The organism is Rhodococcoides corynebacterioides NBRC 14404, from assembly GCF_001894765.1.
Classification (GTDB): domain Bacteria; phylum Actinomycetota; class Actinomycetes; order Mycobacteriales; family Mycobacteriaceae; genus Rhodococcoides; species Rhodococcoides corynebacterioides.
This window is the reverse complement of record NZ_BCWV01000003.1, coordinates 174,469-192,278: the sequence shown is the minus strand read 5'-3', so window position 1 is coordinate 192,278 and position 17,810 is coordinate 174,469. Positions and strand designations below refer to the sequence as shown.

The following is a 17,810-nucleotide window of genomic DNA, read 5'->3' as shown; positions in this document are numbered from 1 at the left end:
GACCCTAATCCGGTCGGCGCGGTCCACCGGGCCTCCCCGGGGTCAGGCGGGGCTGCTCACGTTCGCGAGATGCGCGGCGACGAGGGGACCGACCTCGACCAGGGCCTCGCTCGACATGAGTTCGCCGTGCCGGAAGGACACGTCCGCGGTCCGGAGGTGGCCGGTACACCAGGTGCTCCAGAACTCGGAGGACCGCATCAGCTCGGCCGCGGTCACGGTCGAGTCGATCACCAGGACGTCGGCGTCGATCGTCGGCGGAACGTGGGTGTCGACCAGCTCGTAGACGCGCAGCATCGCGGCGGTCACCAACCGCGCCTGCACGTCGGTGAGGGGCAGCTGGTCGCCGCCGAGACTGCTCCACACCGACCACAGCTCGTCCGGTCCGAGGGTGGCCGCGTCGGCGGGGCGTCGATCCGCGTCGCCGAACAGGGCCGCGTTCTGCTCGCGTTTGACGATGCTGTCCGGGTCGAGGCTGTGGACGGGATCGAGCAGGATCACCGACGCCACCTCGATCCCTCGCCGGGCCATGGCGTCGGCGATCGCGTGGGCGAGAACGCCGCCCACCGACCACCCCAGCAGGTGATAGGGCCCACGGGGGTCGACGGCGACGATCTCGTCGACGTAGCGGTTCACCAGCTCGTCCATCGTCGCCGGGAGGAAGCCCGGATCGGTGAGGGCCGGCGTCTGCACGCCCCACACCGCCGCGCGCGGGTCGAGGTACCGACTCAGCTCCACGTACGGCCAGGCCAGGCCCATCATCGGATGGATGCAGAACACCGCCGGGGGTCCGTCGCCGTCGGACAGGCGGGCGACGGGGACGAGCACCGCGTCCGGAATCGACGTCGACACGTCCGCGTCGATGCTCGCGGCGATCGCCGCGACGGTTCCGTGCGTGACGACGGCGCGCAGTGCGCGGTCGAGTCCGGTGGACTTCGACAGGTGCGCGGCCACCTTCGTCGCGTCGAGGGAGGTCCCTCCGATCGCGAAGAAGTCGTCGTCCCGGCCCACGCGGTCGCGTCCGAGCACCGCGGCGAACGCCGTGGCGACCACCCGTTCGGTCGGGGTGGCGGGAGCGCGGTAGCGCGCCGCGGTGACGACGGGCGCCGGGAGAGCTCGGCGGTCCAGCTTGCCCGACGACGTCCGGGGCAGGGCGGGGAGGACACCGACCCGGTCGGGGACCAGCGACCGGGGCAGGCGCCGTGCGGCGGTGGCCCGGACCTCCGCGGGGACGACGTCGCCCACGACGTGGGCGACGAGCCGGTCGACGCCGGCCTCGTCCCGGTGCATCACGACGGCCACGTCGCGCACGCCCTCGTGGGCTCGGACGGCGGCCTCGATCTCGCCGGGTTCGACGCGCACTCCCCGGACGGAGAGCTGGTGGTCGGTGCGGCCGTGGAAGGTCAGGGCCGGTCCCTGTGCATTGTCGGAGACGTTGGCGGTCCAGCGGGTCAGGTCGCCGGTGCGGTAGCGGCGCACACCGCCGGGCGCGGCGACGAACCGGGCGGCGGTCTGCGCCGGATCGCCGACGTACCCGCGTGCGACGCCGCTGCCCGTCACGTACAGCTCGCCGACGGTGCCGTCGGGGACGGGGTGCAGATCGTCGCCGAGCACCTCGCCGGCGGCTCCGCGGACGGGATGACCGATCGTGACGGGTGCGCCCGCGCGCAGCGGGGTCGTGGCGGTCGCCCACACCGTCGTCTCGCTCGGCCCGTAGTCGTTGTGCAGGCGTCGTCCCGGCGCCCATCGATCCACCACGTGCGGCGGCAACTCCTCACCGCCGACCACGACCACGCGGACGCAGTCGAGCCCGTCCACGGGCACGGTGTCCAGGACTCGCGGGGTGACGACCACAGTGGTGACGGCCGCATCCCGGATCACGAGCGCCAGCTCCGGGCCCGCCTGTACTCCCGGCGGGCTGATCACCAGGGTCCCCGCGGTCCCCAGGGCGGTGAGCAGTTCTCCCATGGAGGCATCGAACGTGGTCGAGGACACGGCGAGGACGCGGGACACGTCGAGGTCCGTCGCCCGCAGGCGTTGGCTCTCCGCCGCGTCGGCGAGCCCGCGGTGGGTGACGACGACGCCCTTGGGAGTGCCCGTCGACCCGGACGTGAACACCACGTAGGCCGGCTGGTCGAGACGAATCGGGGCCACACGGTCGTCGTCGGTGAGCGGTGTCGACCGACGACGGGCGAGGGCCTCCTCGGTGTCGCGGGCGCCGAGCACCAGACGTGGGATCCACGGAGCGATCGCCGCCGTGCGCTCGCCGTCCTCGCCCGCGGTGATCACCCACCCCGCACCGGACGTCTCGAGCACGGTGAGGGTCCGTGACGCCGGGTGGTCGGGATCGACGCAGACGACGGCGGCGCCGGTGGCCGCGACGGCCCGCAGGGCCACGGCGTGGTCGAGGCCGCGTCGCAGCGCGAGAGCCACCACTCGTTCGGGTCCGGCTCCGCACGCGATCAGCTCGCGAGCGATGCGATGCGCTCGCGTGGCGACCTCCGCGTACGTCGCGGCGTTTCCGGTCGTGACGTCGAGTACCGCGATGCGATCGGGAGCGGCGGACGCCGCGGCATCGACGAGGTCGGCGAGTGTGCGCGGCGGAACCGACGGGGGACCGAGTCGCGGCGCGGTGGGCCGTGGCGCGAGGCCGAGGACGGACAGGGGCGCGTCCGGGTCGGCGCGAGGGAGGGCACGCAGCGCCGCGAGCACGCCGTCGGCCAGGCGCGCCGCGGTGGTCGGCAGGTAGAGATCGGACGCGTACGTCACCTCGAGGTGGAATCGCCCGGCCTCCTCCCGGAACGCGAAGACCAGGTCGAACTGGGTGGGCGTCGTCGACGGGGTCAGCGGGGTGATCGTCAGATCCGGTGCCTCGAGCGTCGGCGTGGCGGCCGAGGTCGTGGTGAGCATGGCCTGGACCAGCGGGTGACGTCCGGGTGCGCGGACCGCGCCGAGGTCGTCGACCAGCCGCTCGAACGGCAGGCCCGCCTGCTCGTAGTCGCGGGTCAGGTCGGCGCGGACGGTGTCGAGGAGATCGTCGACCGTGCCCTGTCGGTCGAGCCGAACGCGCAGCACCAGGGTCTCGACCAGCAGGCCGATCAGATCGTCGTACATCGGATCGTCGCGGCGGGCGACGGCGGTGCCGACGGCGACGTCGTCGCGACCCGTCCACTGCGCGAGGACCGTCGAGACGGATGCCCACACCGCCATGAACACGGTGACGCGTCGTCGGTCGGCGGTCCGACGCAGTGCCGTGGTGTCGGCGGCGGACAGGGTGCGGGTGATGCGGGACGCCGGGTGCATCACGACGTCGGTGCGGGGGTGGTCGGTGGGCAGCGCCCGATCGACGTCGAGACCCGCCAGGCGAGCACGCCAGTGGTCCAGCACCGCGGCCGAGCTGTCGGCGGCACGTTCGCGCAGGGCATGGTCGACGTACTGGAACGGCAGCGGAGACCACGACGGCGCGTGGCCGGCCCGGCGCGCGGCGTACGCGGTCGTGAGGTCCCGGGTGAGCGGGGCGAGCGAGCCGCCGTCGGCCGCGATGTGGTGCACGTGCACGGTGAGCACCGACGCGTCGTCGGCCGTGGTCAGGTGGGCGCGCAGCGGCCGATCCGTCGTGACGTCGAACGCGGGCGGGGCGTCGTCCGACGGCCCGGTGGTGAGCACCGTCTCCGGCGGATCGAGGACGTGCTGATAGGGCATTCCGTTCGCCACCGGGTAGACGGTGCGGAGGACCTCGTGGCGGGTGACGACGTCGACCAGCGCCGCGTCGAGGGCACGAACGTCCGGTCGGCCGGTCAGGCGCAACACCAGCGGAACGACGTAGCCGTGGCCGTCCGGGTCCATCCGCCCGACGAACCAGAGCCGGTGCTGGGCGTAGGACAGGGGAGATCGCTCCGGGCGCGGCAGGAGCGTCGGGAGTGTCCGCGTCGCGGTGGGTGCCGACGCGAGCGGTCCGAGCTCCGCAGCCACCGCCGCGACCGTGCCCGCTTCGAGGATCGTGCGCACGGAGACCGGGCGGGCGGTCCGCGCACTCAGCAGCGCCGCCACCCGTGTCGCGGTCAGCGAGTGACCGCCGAGGACCAGGAAGTCGTCGTCCGCGCCGGGCGCGTCGGTCAGCTCGAGCACCTCCGCGTACACCTGCGCGACGAGCGTCTCGGCGGGCGTCGCGGCCGGGCGGGAGCGGACCGCGCCGAGCGTCGGGGCGGGCAGTGCGCGGCGGTCGATCTTGCCGGACGGCGTGGTCGGGAAGGACGGCAGCACCGTGATCACCGACGGCAGCACCGCCCGTGGCAGGAGGGCGGCGAGCGCGGGACGCAGCTCGGCCCCGTCGACCTCGGCCGTCCCTCCGGGCCCGTCGGTCTCGTCGGGGACGACGTAGGCCACCAGCCGCACACCCTCGTGCGCGACGACGACGGCGTCCGCCACGCCGGGCAGGGACCGCAGGGCGGTCTCGATCTCGCCGGGTTCGATGCGCCGACCGCGCAGGCTGATCTGCAGGTCGGTGCGGCCGAGAAACTCGAGGTCGCCGGCGGCGGTCCAGCGCACCAGGTCGCCCGTGCGGTACATCCGCGTTCCCGCCGTTCCCGCCGATCCCGGCACGGACGCGCCGACGGGCACGGCGACGAACCGCTCGGCGGTGCGGTCGGGCGCGCCCACGTAGCCGCGGGCCAGATGGGGGCCGTCGACGTACAGCTCCCCGGCCACGCCGAGCGGTGTCGGGCGCAGGGCCGCGTCGAGGACGAGGGCGCGCGTCCCGCGCACGGGTCGTCCGATGGAAGTCCGGACGGGTGATCCGGTGGCGACGACTCGGGCGTCGGGCCGCACCGGCGCGGTGCGGGTCGCCCAGACGGTGGTCTCGGTGGGTCCGTACTCGTTGCGGAAGTCGCGACCGATCGACCACGCGGCCGCCACCTCGGGCGGGCACTCCTCGCCGACCGACGACACCGACCGCAGCGTCGGCACGTCCGCCGGGGACAGGGTGGCGAGCACCCGAGGTGTCAGGAGGGCGTGGGTGGCCCGCGATCGAGCGATCACGTCCGTCAACTCGGCACCGTGCGTGACGTCCGGGGGCACGAGGACGAGCGGAGCGCGGTGGGCGAGCGCGAGGAAGCACTCCGCGACGGAGGCGTCGACGGTCGGGGACGCCGCCGCCAGGATCCGGGCGTCCCGTCCGTCGCCGAGCAGGCGGAGGTCCCAGACCAGGTCGTGCAGTCCGCGGTGCGTGATCGCGACGCCCTTCGGCGCACCGGTCGACCCGGAGGTGTGCACGACGTAGGCGAGGTGGTCGGGGTGGGAACGGAACGCCGGGACCGGCGGTGCGGACGACGCGCGGGCGTCGAGGTCGGCGGGCGTCAGGCAGGTCCCGAGGTCGGATCGGGCGGACGCGGCGACGACGACGCGGGCTCCGACGCGGGCGGTCGTCTCCTGCAGTCTCGTGACGGGGTGGTCGGGGTCGAGCGGCACGTGGACGCCACCGGCCGCCGCGATCGCCCACACCGCGACGACGTGCTCGATCGAGCGGGGGAGCAGGACCGCGACCGTGACCTCGGGCCCCACGCCGTGCGCGGCGAGGACGCGCGCCCAGCCGGCGCTGCGGTCGGCGAGGTCCGCGTAGGTGACGGTGCGGTCGCCGGTCAGGATCGCGGGACCGTCGGGGTGCTGACGAGCGACGCTCTGCAGCAGCTCGGCCCACGGCACCGGGGGGAGGGCGTCGTCGCCGCGCCGGGAGAGGAGGACGGCGCGCTCTCCGGGCTCGAGCACCGGGGCGTGCTCGAGTCGGGGCAGTCGACCCACAGCGGCGGCGTCGACGATACGCGTGAGCATGTCCGCGAGCCGTCGGGCGGTGTCGCCGGTGAGGACGTCCGTGGCCCGGGTGATCGTTCCGGACAGCCCGGCGGGCGTCTCGGTGACGTCGACGACGAGGTCGACCTGCGCGCGGGCCGGGGCGAGATCGAGGACCTCGATTCCCGGGACGGTCGGGAGACGGTCCTGGTAGGCCAGCATCACCTGGAACAGCGGGGGCACGTCACGGTCGCGGTCGCCGACCTCGGCGTCGATCGCGCGCACCACCTGCTCGAACGGAACGGCGGAGTCGGCGAGAGCCTCACGGACCCGTCGTCCGGTGGTGGCCACGTGCTCGTCGAAGCTCGCTGCGGGATCGACCCGGGTCCGTACGACGACGGTGTCGACCAGCATGCCCACCAGGTCGTCCAGCACCGGATCGTCTCGGCCGGAGACCGGCATGCCGACACACACGTCCGTCTCGCCCGTCCATCCCGAGAGCGCGGTGGTGAGCACCGCGAGCATCACACCCGCGAGCGTCGTCCCACGGCGCTCCGCGATCGCGCGCAGGGCGGCGGTGGTGGGCGCGTCCACCGACCACGGCACCCGCGCACCGCGATACGACGGCTCGCTGGGTCGGGGGTGGTCGAGCGGGAGCGGCAACGGCCGCGCGTCCCGGAGCCGGTCCACCCACCGGGCGAGCGCGTCCGCGGGCGGATCCTGTTGTGCCAGCGCGACGTCGACGTACTGCACCGGCAGGGCGGGGAGGGCGGCGGGACGCTCGGGGTCGGCGCGTCGGGCGTCGTACGCACGCCGGACGTCCCGTGCCAGCGGGGCGAGGGACGACCCGTCCACCGCGATGTGATGCAGGACCAGCACCAGCACGTGGTCGGCCGGCCCTCGGGTGACCAGCGTGGCTCGCAGCGGTGGGTCGGTGGCCAGGTCGAACGGCCGAGTCGCGCGCTCCGCGACCAGCCTCGGCACCTCCGCGGTCGTCGCGGTCACCGTCTCGAGGTGCGCGGGGGCGGGTGCCAGGACCCGCTGCCAGGGAACACCCTCGACGTCCGGGTAGACCGTGCGCAGCACCTCGTGGCGCGTGGTCACGTCGGTCAGGGCCGCGCGCAGCGCGTCGGTGTCGAGCTCCTCGCGCAGCGCGAGGACCAGCGGAACCGTGTACGCGGCGCCGGCCTCGCCGGTGCGGGCGAGGAACCACAGACGCTGCTGGGCGAAGGACAGGGGTGGTCGTTCCGGTCGCGGGTCCACGCGCGTCACCGGACGGCAGGCCTGCCGGGCCGACGGCAACGCCGCCGCCAGCCCGCGCACGGTCGGGTCGTCGAACACCGTGCGGACCGGCACCTCGAGCCGGCGGGCCAGCGTCACCGCGCTCAGCGACGTTCCCCCGAGGGCGAAGAAGTCGTCGTCCCGGCCGACCGACGAGACGCCGCACACCTCGGCGACGGCGTCGGCCACGCGATCCTCGGCGGAGTTCTGCGGCAGTGCGCCGGCGGCGGGCGCCGGGGCAGGAACCACCAGGGCGGCTCGATCGAGCTTGCCCGAGGTGGTCATCGGCAGTGCGTCCACCACGCCGACCACCGCCGGGCGCAGCACCGGCGGCAGCAGAGTCGCGGCGCCGGTCCGTACGGCCTCGGGGTCGACCGGTCCCACCACGACGCCCACCACGCGGTCTCCGTCGACGGTCGCGGCCGCCGCGGCCACGCCGGGCTGGGCGGCGAGGGCCGCCTCGATCTCGCCGAGTTCGAGCCGCACACCACGCACCGTGTACTGCGTGTCGGCGCGGCCGAGGTAGGTCACTGCGGTGCCGTCCCACCGCACCAGGTCGCCCGTGCGATAGCGCCGCGCCCCGCCGGGAGCGGCCACGAACCTCTCCGCCGTCCGGGCGGGTTGCCGCAGATAGCCACGCGCGAGCACGGGACCGGCGAGCCACAGCTCGCCGACCACGCCGGCGGGAACGGGATGGAGCCGCGCGTCGAGCACGCTCGCGGTCACGCCCACCGTCGGGGCTCCGACCGTGACGGGCTCCTCGGGCCGCAGCCGGTCGGCGATCGAGGACCAGATCGTCGCCTCGGTGGGGCCGTACACGTTGCCGAGCGGCCGCGCGGGGTCCGCGCCCCACGTCGCGACGACGGACGGCGGCACCGCCTCACCGGCGGAGTACACGACGGCGAGATCCGGCAGGTCGTCGGCCGGGGTCACGTCCAGCACGCGCGGAGTGATCATCGCGTGGGTGACGCGGTGGCGGCGCAGGACGTCCGCCAGGTCGGACCCCGCGAACACGTCGGCCGGAGCGATCACCAGTGGGGCGCGCAGGGCCAGGGCGATGACGGTCTCGCCCACCGCGGCGTCGAAGGTCGGGGCGGACACCGCGAGAACCCGCGCCGCCGGATGGGATTGGAGGCGTCCGCGCTGGTCGACGACGGCGGCGTGCAGGCCCGCGTGCGTCACCGTCACGCCCTTCGGGGTTCCGGTGGAGCCCGAGGTGTACACGACGTACGCGGGGTGGTCGGGGCGCAGCGGTGCCGTCCGGTCCGCGTCCCGCACCGGGGTCGATGGTCCGGCGTCGATCCGGGACGCGGTCCCCGGGTCGTCCAGGTCGAGGCACACGGCCGCGGTCGTGAGCTCGGAGTGCGGGCCGCGGGTGATCACCGCCGCCGGACGGGCCTCGGCGAGAACGACGTTCAGCCGCGCCGTCGGATGGGCGGGGTCGAGGGCGAGGAACGCGGCCCCCGCGGCCGCCACCGCACGCACGGCGATCGTCTGCTCGATCGACCGGGGCAGAGCGACGGCGACCACGTCCTCCGGTCCCACCCCGTACCCCAGAAGGACCCGGGCCAGGCGTGCGGCCCGTCGGGCGGTCTCGGCGCGGTCGAGGACCACGTCGTCGGCGATCAGCGCGTCGGCGGACGGGTCGGTCGCGGTGTACTCGTCGAGCAGGTCGGCCAGCGTGCGTGCCTCCAGTACCGGAACCGCCCTTGGCAGTGCGGGGGCGGGGATCTCGACGTCGCCCGTCGGCACCGCACGGTCGTCGGCGACGGCGGCCAGGATCGGTGGCAGGATCGCCGCGAGACCGGCGACCGCCCCCGCGTCCACGGTCGAACGGTGGACGAGGTCGATGTGCGGGGTGTCCCCGGTGAGGTCCACGGCGACCGTCAGATCGAGGACCGCCGGTCCGGGGCCGACGTCGATCACGCGCGCACCCGGTACGGACGGCGGCGGCGCGTCCGTCACGGTCACCATCACCTGGACGAGCGGCGAGTGCGCGGCCGTGCGGTCGGGCGCCACGGCCGCCACGACCTCGTCGAACGGGACGACGTGCGAGAGCGCCTCGACGGTCTCGTCCCGGAGTCGCTGCACCCAGGTGGCCGGAGTCGTGCTGCCGTCGCCGCGCACCCGGAGCACGACGGTCTCGACGAACAGCCCCACCATGTCGTCCAGCGCGGGATGCGGCCGCACCGACACGGGCGTGCCGAGAGCGACGTCGGCGCCACCGGTCCAGCGCGCGAGGGCCGCGGCCACGGCAGACGCCACGACGACGAACGGGGTGGTCCGCACGGCGCGGGCGCGGGTCGACACCGCGCGGGCGACCTCCGGATCGAGCGCGATGCGGCGATGCCCCGTGGTGTCGGAATCCGAGGGACGGATCGTCGGCACGCCGGTCACCGGCGGCAGGCCGCGCAGGTGCTGGCGCCACCGGTCGACCTCACGGGCGAGGAGCGACGTCGGATCGTCCCGCGAGCCCAGCACCGCCGCCCGGTGTGCGGCGTGGTCGCGGAACTGCAGGGCCGGGAGCGGACTCGCCGGTGCCCGGCCGGACCGCCTGGCCGTGTACGCCTCGACCAGATCGCGGACCAGGACGGGCAGCGAGACGGCGTCGGCCGTGATGTGGTGCAGCACCAGGATCAGCAGCGGGTCCGCCGACCCGCGCCGGACCAGACGCACCCGGAGCGGGGGGACCGCGAGGTCGACCGGGCCGATCACGGCGCCGATCGCGTCCTCCGGGGTGAGTCCGGGGGAGTCGACGACGTCGACCGTCGGGACGTGGTCCGGAACCGCCCGCGCGACGAGGCGATCACCGTTCTCCTCGAACGCGGTGCGCAGGATCTCGTGCCGATCCACGAGATCGGCCAGGGCGGTCCGCACCGCGGCGACGTCGGGCTCCTCGTCGAGCGCGAGCACCACGGGCATGAGGTAGGACCGCGGGTCCAGTCGGTGGGCGAGGTACATGCGGTGCTGCGCCGCGGTCGGGGTCCAGACGCCGTCTCGCTGGCCCGCGATCAACGCCGGTGTCGGCGTCGGGGATTCGGCGTCGACGGCCGCGGCGACCTGCCGGACGGTCGGGGTCTCGACGAGCACGCGCAGGGGCACCCGGACCCCGGTGGACGCCTCGATCCGCGCGAGGATCCGGCCGGCTGCCACCGACGTGCCCCCGAGATCGTGGAAGTCGTCGTCGGCTCCGATGGGACGGTCGGGCGCCAGGACCTCCGAGAACGCTTGTGCGACCGCACGTTCCGACGCGGTGTCGGGCAGTCGTCGCGGCTCGTCGGGGGCCGGTGCCGCCGTCGGCAGCGCCCGGCGATCCACCTTGCCCGACGGTGTGGTCGGCAGCGCGTCCACCACCGCGACGACGTCGGGAACGTGGGTGCGGGGCAGGAATTCGGCGACGGCGGATCGGATCTCGGCCCCGGTGACGTCGCCACGGACGGTGACGACGGCGAGGGACCGACCCTCGTGCGCCGTCACCGCGGCCGAGACCACCGTGTCGAGTCGGCGCAGGGCGGTCTCGATCTCGGCCGGTTCCAGCCGTACGCCGCGGACAGACAGTTGGTCGTCGGTGCGGCCGTGGAAGATCAATGCATCGTCGGGCGTGCGACGGACGCGGTCGCCGGTGCGGTAACGGCGGGTTCCGCCCGGGCCGGCGACGAAGAGCTCGGCGGTGAGCCCGGGCCGCCCGACGTACCCGCGGGCGAGTTGCGGTCCCGCCAGGTACAGCTCACCGACCACGTCGGTGGGTACCGGGCGCAGGGCAGCATCGAGGACTCGGGCGGTCGTGCCCGGTACGGGCTCACCCAGCGGGACGACGTCGGTGTCGTCCGCGCGAACGCGGTGGGCCGTCACGTCCACGGTGGCCTCGGTGGGGCCGTACAGGTTGATCACGTCGGCCCCGGTGATCGCCGCGACGCGGTGGGCGTCGTCCGGTGGGAGGACCTCGCCGGACGCGGCGATCAGACGCAGCCGAGTGCCCGTGGTCGCCGGGGTGTCGCCGACGGCCCGAGTGACGGACTCGGTGAACGCCGGCAGGAACGAGGGCACCAGGTGCAGCACGGTCACCCCGTGGCGGATCACGAGATCGACCAGTGCCGCGGCGTCCCGGTGGGCACCCGGCGGCGCCACCACCACTCGCGCGCCCGCGACGAACGGGGCGATCAGCTCCCACATCGACACGTCGAAGGTGGCGGGGGTCTTGTGCAGCACCGTGTCGGCCGGTCCCAGCTCGAAAGCGTCGACCCGCCAGCACATCTGGCCGACGACGGCGGCGTGGGAGACCACCACGCCCTTCGGTCGGCCGGTGGATCCGGAGGTGAACAGCACGTAGGCGGCGGAGTCGGGACGCACGGGTGCACTCGGCCGCGGGTCGGTCGGTGCGAGGAGATCGGCCAGGGCGACGTCGTCGGGCCCGGCACCGATCGCGAGCGCGCATCCGGCGTCGTCGCGGGCAGCGCGGGACCGGTCGGCGGGCGCGTCGACGTCGAGCGGGAGCACGGCACCGCCCGCGGCCCACACGGCGTGGGTGGCGATCACGGCGTCCACGCTCCGCGGCAGCGCGACGGCCACCACCGTCTCCGGCCCGACCCCGCGGGCACGCAACCCCGCGGCCAGTCGGTCGCGGCGGGCGGCGAGTTGGGCGTAGGTGAGGGATCCTGCGTCGTCGACCAGGGCGACGTGATCGGCGAAGCGGCCGCCCGCGTCCGCCAGCAGGGCCGGCAGGGTGTCCGGCGGGGTCGCGGTCGCCGTGATCGTCTCGGCAGCAGCGTGCTCGGGGTCGCCCGCCCCGTCCTGCAGCACCCTCAGCACCTCGTCGACGAGCCGGTCCACCGCGTCCGCCGTCAGCAGGTCGCCGCGATAGCCGGCGCGGACGACGAGGGTGTCGCCGAGGTCGACGATCATCGACAGGGGGTGGTGCGTGGCGTCGCGGGCGGTTCGGTCGATCACCTCGATGCCCCCGGTGACGGGGAGTTCGGGAATCGGATACGACTCGATGGCCAGCACCGTGTCGTACTCGGCTCCCGGGCCGGCCGCGCGGCGCAGCGTCGCGGGGTCCGGCCAGGCGTGGCCCAGGAGTTCGGCCCGCTGGGCCTGGACCCGCCGCGCCACCTCCGCCGGCGTCCGCGTGGGATGCAGGTCGACGCGAGTGGGGACCGTCGTCGCCAGCAGCCCGACGACGTCGTCGACCTGCGGCACGTCCGGTCGCCGCCCGGACACCACGACGCCGAACACCACGTCGGTCCGTCCCGTCGCCCGGCCGAGGGTGATCGCCCACGCCGTCTGGATCAGGGCCGCGGTGGTGACACCCAGGCCCCGGGCTCGCTCCCGAATCGCGTCCGTCTGCGCACGATCCAGGACGGCATGCCGGAACAGCACCGGGCGCTGCGCCGGCGACCGCGTCCCGGTCGGAACGAGGAACGACGGCTCCGCGCCCACGAATTCTCGCGCCACGGTCTCGACCGCCGCGGCGGTGCGCTCCGCGGTGTGCGAGCGCAACCAGGTGCGGGGGGAGACGTGCGCGGGGAGTGCGAGCCCGTGGTAGCTCGCGAGCAGTTCGCTCGTGACACGCGCCGCCGACCACCCGTCGAGCACCAGATGGTGGTGGGTGACCACGACGACGTGGCGGGCCCGGTCGAGCCGAACGACTCCGACCCGCACCAGCGCTCGCACCGGATCGGCCGGATCGAATCCGACCAGTCGATCGTGGTCGAGGAACGCCGCCAGCACCGCGTCCGGATCGGGGTCCCCGGCCACGTCGGCGACGGCCCACGGCAGCTCGGCGTGCGGTCGCACGTACTGGACGTCGACGCCGTCGGCGGTGGTGAGGAACGCGACGCGCAGGGCGTCGTGACGGTCCAGAACCGTCTCGACGGCGCGCCGCAGGCGGGGGAGGTCGAGGTGTCCGTCGATCGTCAGCGTCGACTGCACCACGTAGGGGTCGACGCCGGTGTCCGCGGGGCGGTCGTGCCGCGTCTCGCCGGCCAGGCGGGCGTGGTGGAGCATGCCGGCGTGCAGCGGCGCGAGCGGGAGGACGTCGACCGCCGGACCGTGGGTCTCGTGCCACCGGCGCAGGTCCGCTCGGGTGACGTCGACGTCCGGGAAGTCCCGTGCGGTCAGGGCTTCCGCCCCGGCCGTCGTGGACCACGCGGCGAGCGTCAGCAGCGCCCGGGACACGGCGTCGAGGAGCCCGTCGGCGACCTCGTCGCTCACGGCGTCCGGCAGGACGGTCAGCCGTACGGTCAAGCCGCCGTCCACGACGGCGGCCTCGATCTCGATCGGCGCGACGGGCGCGAGATCCGGCGCGGCGGGGGCATCCCACGGCGAGCCCGGCACCGGCAGCCAGTCGCCGGTGCCGACGGACAGGCGTCCCAGGTGCGCGACGGTCACCTCGGGCGACCACTCGAGGTCGCGGCGCACGTCGGGCGGTCCGAGATACCGGAGAACCCCGTAGGTGGCGTCGTCGTCGGACGTCGAGGCCGGTGCTTCCTTCACCGCCGCCACCACGTCACCGAGAGCTGCTCCGCCGGAGGCGGCGTCGGTGAGGTCGATACCTCCGAGGTCCAGCGTTACGGGCACCAGCGCGGTGAGCCAGCCGACGGTGCGCGCGAGATCCGCACCGGCCGTGGGACGTCCGTGTCGTTCCAGCCCGATCACGACGGGTCCGCGGCCGGGTCGAGTCCCCGAGGTGCCCAGCTCGGCGAGTGCGAGGGCCACGGCGGCGACGAGGGGCTCGTCGGGACCGCAGTGCAGTCGCGTCGGCGCCAGGTCGGTGAGGGCGTTCGTCGCGTCGCGTCCCAGCGTGGCGACGCGCACCACGTTGTCCCGGAGGCGATCTCGGCTCGGGTCGATCGGGCGGCGGGCGAGGCCCGGACGCTCGGCCCCGACGATGCGTCGCCACGCCTCGACCCGCTCGGGGGTCGCGAGACGTCGTGCCGAGGCGGCCAGGTCCGTCGCGTAGGCACGCAGCGTCGTGGGAACCGGTGCGAGCGAGGGTCGTCGGTCGTCGGCCACCAGCTGCCACGCCGCGGCGAGGTCACCGACGATCACCGACCAGGACACGATGTCGACGACGATGTGGTGGACCGCCACCACGAGGAGGGAGGCCCCGCCGTCGCCGCGCACCCGGCGGAGGGCGATCGTGCGGCCGGACAGGGGGTCGAGCTCGGCCACCGCATCTTCGGCGGCCGTGTCCGCATCGGGGGCGTTCGGGATGCTCACCCCCCTGCCGGTCGGCGACGGGACGTCGAGGCGGACGTCGTCGTCGATCACGAGGCGAGCGCGCAGGTGCGGGTGTCGCTCCAGCACGGCGGACACCGTGCGCCGGAGCCGATCGTCGGAGATCGACTGCGGTAGAACGAGTGTCACGGTCTGGGCGTACCGCCGGAGGTCACCCCCGCGGGCGAGGAGCTGGTGGATCATCGGGAGTGCGGGCGCGAGTCCGACTCCGTCGTCGGGTCCCGGGTCGTCCGCCGCCCGGTCACGGAGGACCGCGACCTGTGCCACCCGTGCGGGTGTGCGCTGCTCGAACACCTCCGCCGCAGTGGTGTGCACGCCGGCGGCCGCGGCCAACGTGATCCACCGCAGGGCGGAGATGCTGTCGCCACCCACCGCGAAGAAGTCGTCGTCCACGCCCGGAGTCGCCGCACCGACGGTGTCCCCGAGTGCTGCCACCGCCGTCGCGTGGAGGACGGTCTCGAGTTCACCCACCGGCGCGCGTGCCGCCGATGCCGGTCGCGGAGTCGGATCGGGGAGGGCGGCGGCGTCGAGTTTGCCCGACACGGTCAGGGGGAGAGCGTCGAGACGCACGACGTGCGTGGGCCGGAGGCCGGCGGGGAGGACGCGGGCCGCGTGGGCCTCCACCGCGGCCGGATCGGCACCGACCACGTAACTCACCAGGTGATCGGTGCCGGCCACCGCCCGCAGCACCGTCGCGGCGGCGCGCACTCCCGGGCAGTCGCGGAGCGCCGCGTCGATCTCGCCGGGCTCGATACGCCTGCCGCGCAACGAGATCTGTCGATCTGTGCGGCCGAGGAACTCGAGGTGGTCCGCCGTCGCCCACCGAACCCGGTCACCCGTGCGGTAGACCCGCTGCCCGCCCGCCGCGGCGACGAAGCGCTCCGCGGTGCGGGCCGCGTCGTTCAGGTATCCCATGGCGAGACCGACGCCGCCGAGGTACAGCTCGCCGGCGACGCCCACCGGGACGTCGCGCAGGCGCCGATCCCGCACGGCCGCCGTGGTTCCGGGGATCGGTGATCCGATCAGGACGTCGTCACCCGGGCGCATCGGGCCGAAACCGGTGGCCCAGACGGTGGTCTCGGTGGGGCCGTAGTCGTCGTGGAACGCGACGCGGGAGGACCACCGTGCCGCGACGTCGGGCGGGCAGGCCTCCCCGACGCAGCAGACGACCTCGAGGACTCCGGCGTCGGGATCGAGCGTGTCGAGCACTCGGGGAGTGAGGATGGCGTGGGTCACGCCGCGCGTCGTCATCAGGGACTGCAGGGCGTCGCCCGCCACGGCGTCGTCCCCCGCGATGACGAGGCAGCCGCGCGTCGCCAGCGCGAGCAGCATCTCGCTGACCGAGGCGTCCACCGTCGGGGCGGCGACGGCCGACACCCGCGCGTCGACGGCGTCGCCGACGCGGTCGCGGTGGGCCGAGAGGACGGCGTGCAGGCCGGCGTGGGAGACGGTGACGCCCTTCGGGATCCCGGTCGATCCCGACGTGAAGAGGATGTACGCCGGCAGCCGCGGATCCAGGACGGGCTCGGGGCCGATCGGCTCGGTGGCGGGACGGCAGTCGCGCGCCGAGATCGTCAGAACGGGGAGGCCGTCGGGCAGTGCCACCGGCCGGTCCGCGGCCACCACCACGGCGACGGCGCCGACGCGGTCCACCAGTGTCGCGCGCCGCTCCTCCGGGTCGGTCGGGTCGACGGCGAGGATCGTCGCTCCGGTGCGGGTGGTCGCCCACCAGGCGAGGACGAACTCGGCGCTGCGGGGAATGGCGAGCGCGATCGTCACGCCGGACCGTGCGCCCACCGACCGCAACCGTCCTGCGAACGTTGCTGTCCACCGGTCCATCTCGGCGTAGGTGAGTCGGGTGCGCCCGTCGTCGAGTGCGGGCGCGTCCGGTCGCTCACGGACGACGTCCGCCAGGAGTGCGGCCGCGACGCGGGGCTGCGGCGTGGGCGGGGGCCTGCGGGTTCTGAGGATCACGGTCTCCGGGTCCGGCGCGACGGTCAGCGAGCCCACCGACGTCGTCGGCGACGCGGATCGCAGGGCGTCCAGCGTGGCGCCGAGTCGGTGGACGTGACGCCGAACGTCGATGTCGCGGTAGCGGTCCGGGTTCCATTGCAGATCCAGCGCGCCGCCGGCGGAGATGGTGACCGCGACGTCGTGGATCGGGCCGCTGGACAGGATGCTCACGGGCGCCGCGACATCGACCCCGTCGGTGGTGAAGACGAGGGGCGCGGCGAACGGCATGATGTTGACCACCGGCCCGAAGGTGGTGCCGTACGGGCAGGCGTCCGTGGGGACGACAGCGTCCCAGTCCCGGAAACGCTGGTGGCGCAACGCGGATCGGATCTCGAGACCGACTCGGGCGGTGAGCTCGGCGACCGTGGTGTCGTCGTCGACCCGCAGGCGCAGGGGAACGAGGCCGGACATCATGCCGCCGGCGGCGCGGAGGGCGGCGGTGGTCCGCACCGACACCGGGAAGCCGAGCACGACGTCGGTGACGTCGAGCGTGCGCGCCACGTGGACGGCGACCGCCGCCACGGCCGTCGACGGGTCGACGTCGGTCCCGCCCTCGGTCACGTCGGTGCGCTCGGGTGTACGCGGTCGACTCGGCGGTTCACCGGAGAAGGACTGTGGCGCAACGAAGTCGATCAGTCGGTCGCGCCAGTGTCGCTCGTCGGCGGCGCGCCGCGTCGACGTCGCATAGGCGGTTTCCGAGGCCTGGATGCGGTCGGCGACGTCCGGACTCAGGGGCGGTTCCGGGGTGGGTCGACCGGAGTAGGCGTCGGCGATGCGACCGAGGAGGGTGAAGGCGCCGTGACCGTCGAGCACGAGGTGGTGGGCGCGCAGATAGAGCAGTGCCCGTTCGCGGCCCGGGGTGTCGTCGACGATCAGCAGTGCGACGCGGACCAGGTCGGTCCCGGCCACGTCGACCGGACGTCGGTGTTCGGCGGCGGCCCACGCCTCGGCGGCGGCGTAGGGGTCGGAGCGCTCGTCGTCGTCGGCGCGATCGCCGGTGCCGGACAGGTCGACGACGGAGTAGTTCATCGGCGCGTCGTCGACCAGAACGAGACGGGCGCGGGCGGGGTCCGCGGGCGCCGTCGCGTCGGGAACCAGTCGGCTCTGGCGGAGACCGGACTCGGACCCGACGCGGTACAACGCGTCGTGCAGGCGCCGTCGGTCGATCGGGCCGTCGAGACGGACGTGGAGTGCGACGGTGAGCGCGACGTCGGGCGCGAGGTGGTGCGCGAACCACAGCGGAGTCTGGGCCGCGCTGAGTGGTGTGCCGCGCGACGTGGGGGGCCCGGTCACTCCGACAACGTAGGTCGATCGGTCGATCGACAGCCAGCGGCGACGGGCTTTCTGGACACCTCACAAGGTCGCTCCGGTCCGGTGTGAGTGGCACGTCGGGGTGTCTCGGGACTCGTCGGGGTGTCTCGTGACTCGCCGGGGTGTCTCGGGAATCACTGCCTTTGACAGTTGTTTACCTACAGCATCTATCTATATAGTTGCCGACA

At 74.4% G+C, this 17,810-nt stretch carries 1 protein-coding gene; it reads right to left on the bottom strand.

Annotated elements, in window-relative coordinates; translation table 11 throughout:
- Positions 1 to 42 precede the first annotated feature (42 nt).
- A complete protein-coding gene (locus RC2_RS06275) occupies positions 43 to 17,604 on the bottom strand; it encodes a non-ribosomal peptide synthetase (protein ID WP_072681197.1) in 17,562 nt (5,853 codons plus the stop codon).
- Between the last annotated feature and the right edge of the window lie 206 nt (positions 17,605 to 17,810).